Below are 2,615 nucleotides of genomic sequence, written 5' to 3'. Positions count from 1 at the left end.
AGATCGTCAAGGCACGTGAGCTGTCCGGGGCGTCCAACATCCTGTTCCGCCGACACCCCGGTCCCGGCCGCCGACCCCGCCCGCGGCGTCTTCGCCCTGGCCTTCCGCGACGCCCGCCACGGCATCGCGGTGGGCGGCGACTACCGCCCTGACCAGCCCTCCCCGCAGGCGGCGGCCGTCACCACCGACGGAGGCCGCACCTGGCGCCCCGCCGGCACGCCCCCGCCGGCCTACCGGTCCGGCGTCACCTGGCTCCCCCATACCCGCACGGCAGCCCTGGCCGTGGGCCCCACCGGCACCGACGTCACCACGGACGCGGGCCGCACCTGGCACCCCCTGGACCCCGGCTCCTTCGACACGGTCACCTGCGCGCCGGACCGCACCTGCTGGGCGGCGGGCGAACAGGGAAGGGCCGCCCGGCTGGAACGCTGATCCCGCGCGCGACGGCGGGGTCAGCCCGCGTGGACCCTGCCCTGCTCCACCACGTAGTGCACCGGGTCCGAGCAGCCGAGGGAGGGCGTGAGCAGCAGGCTCACGGTCAGCGGCGCGGGCTCGGTGCTCGCGGCCGAGAACTGGCAGACCGCGCCCTTGCCGGTGAGCGGGTACCAGAACCAGCCGTCGACGTCGCCCACGGTCACGCGGTCCGACTCCTTCCAGGCGCCGCCCGCCCGCGTGTAGACCTGGAGCCGCACGGACGCGGCGTACTCGTCGTCCGTCGAACGCAGCGCGGTCAGGGTGATCCTGTAGTCGGCGCCGAGGGTGGACGAGGCGATCTCCCGTGTCGTCGGCGGTACGGCGCCGCCCGCGTTCGAGACGCCCGCGCCGGCGGCGCCGAGACCGGCCGCCATGAGCAGGGTGAGGGCCGCGGTCGTGCCGCGGCGCGTGCGAGTGCGTGTCGAGTTCATGTGTTCCCCCGTGGAACCAGTCGGTCCGGAACATCTGAATGTTCCGTTTCCAGTGCAGACGCGGCAGATGGTCCGAAGGTTGCACAGCGATTCCCGTGTGGCCGGCCCAGGAAGGCCGCGGGAACCCCTTTCGGCTCGCACCGCCCCACCCCGTACCCTCGACCCACCATGACGACCGTACAGATCCCCGCCGACTGGCCCACCACCGAAGAGGCCGCCCGAGCCGTTCAAGACGCCCTCCGCGCGCGGGTGGTGACCGACGAACCGGGACCGCCGCCCGGCGAGGGACACGTCACCGGTGTGGACGTCGCCTACGACGATGAGAGGGACGTCGTCGCGGCGGCGGCGGTCGTGCTGGACGCGGGAACGCTGGAGGTCGTCGCGGAGGCCACGGCGGTGGGGAGGATCTCGTTCCCGTACGTGCCGGGCCTGCTGGCGTTCCGGGAGCTGCCGACGGTGACGGCGGCGCTGGATGCCTTGCCCTGCCCGCCCGGGCTGGTCGTGTGCGACGGGTACGGCCTCGCACATCCCCGCCGCTTCGGACTGGCGAGCCACCTCGGTGTCCTCACCGGCCTGCACACGATCGGCGTCGCGAAGAACCCGTTCACGTTCACGTACGAGGACCCGGAGCCCGCGCGCGGCTCCTCGACGCCCCTGAGGGCGGGCGACGAGGAGGTCGGCCGGGCGCTGCGCACCCGCGCGGACGTGAAGCCGGTGTTCGTCTCGGTGGGCCACCGGGTCACGCTGGACGACGCGTGCGCCCACACCCTCGCCCTCACCCCCCGCTTCCGCCTCCCGGAGACGACACGCCGCGCGGACGCGCTGTGCCGACAGGCGCTCCGGGAGGCGACAGGCACCCGGACGTCGCCGGTCTGATCATCCGTCGATCTGAGTATCTGTACGGATGTGGCGCCCCGCCCGCCCCGGCAGGCTGGTCCCCATGACGAGCCACCGCGCCCCCAAGCCTCTCACCGACCCCGACCGCCCCGTCGAACGGGCGGTCAACGCCGCACTGGTCCTGGCCGCGCTGGCGGGGTTCGGCTGGATCGCCGGAATGATCTACACCCTCGTGGAATGGCAGATCTGACCGATCCCGACCGCAGCCCCCGCCCGGCGGGCGACAGTTCCTGACCGAAACCCCCGCCCCTCACACCCGCGCCGCCACCCGAAACCTGATCCCCGCCTTCTGCAACCGCTCCGTCAACGCGTCCCCCATCGCCACCACGGGCGTCACCTGCCCGGCCACCGGCGGCAGTTCGTCCAGCGCGAGCGACATCGCGCCCTCCGCGAACATCTTCGCGGTCTCCCCGTACCCGGGATCCCCGCCGGACACCTCGGTGAACACCCGCCGCCCGCCGCCCTCCCCGACGAACCGCACGGAGAACCAGCTGCGCGCCCGCTTCTCCTCGCCGGGCCCCTCCCCGGGCTCCAGGCGCGAGGACAGCCAGCGCCGCACGGGCGCCACCTGCGCGGCGGCGACGAGCGCCCCCACCCCGGCGACGCCCCCGAGGGCGACGGGAAGGCTGCGGACGGCGGCGTAGTGCCGGTAGCGGAAGTCGGGCCCGTACCGAGGCACCGCGCGGGCGGAACGGACGACGACCTGAGGGTCGAGAGTGGGCAGCGGCAGCGCCCACGCCCCCACCTCGGACGCGAACCGGGGAGCACTCGCGGGCGCACCGGCCCGGCGGCCGACGAGCCGGGGCTCGTGCC

5 protein-coding genes are annotated in these 2,615 nt (G+C 74.4%); 3 read left to right on the top strand and 2 right to left on the bottom strand.

The features are described 5' to 3' along the window. The coding region (locus ACVNF4_RS34755; protein ID WP_461806846.1) for a WD40/YVTN/BNR-like repeat-containing protein at nucleotides 1-432 on the top strand (432 nt) is incomplete at its 5' end. A 20-nt stretch (nucleotides 433-452) separates the two neighbouring features. On the opposite strand, the gene ACVNF4_RS34750 is transcribed toward ACVNF4_RS34755, so the two are convergent. Next, complete coding sequence (locus ACVNF4_RS34750; protein WP_461806845.1) at nucleotides 453-905, bottom strand: hypothetical protein; 453 nt, start codon at nucleotides 903-905, stop codon at nucleotides 453-455. Nucleotides 906-1,073: 168 nt separating this feature from the next. On the opposite strand from ACVNF4_RS34750, the gene ACVNF4_RS34745 reads away from it, so the two are divergent. Together ACVNF4_RS34745 and mmpA are read left to right on the top strand one after the other, a co-directional pair. After that, complete coding sequence (locus ACVNF4_RS34745) at nucleotides 1,074-1,781, top strand: endonuclease V (protein ID WP_461806844.1); 708 nt, start codon at nucleotides 1,074-1,076, stop codon at nucleotides 1,779-1,781. Nucleotides 1,782-1,845: 64 nt separating this feature from the next. Further along, entirely contained in the window at nucleotides 1,846-1,992 is a 147-nt protein-coding gene (mmpA, locus tag ACVNF4_RS34740; RefSeq protein WP_461806843.1) for a morphogenic membrane protein MmpA, read from the top strand. 60 nt (nucleotides 1,993-2,052) lie between these two features. Here the strand turns inward: mmpA and ACVNF4_RS34735 are convergent. Further along, nucleotides 2,053-2,615: saccharopine dehydrogenase family protein (locus ACVNF4_RS34735; RefSeq protein WP_461806842.1), on the bottom strand; the 563-nt coding region annotated here is incomplete at its 5' end.

The organism is Streptomyces sp. S6, assembly GCF_054880855.1.
This window is presented reverse-complemented; position numbering and strand designations above follow the sequence as displayed.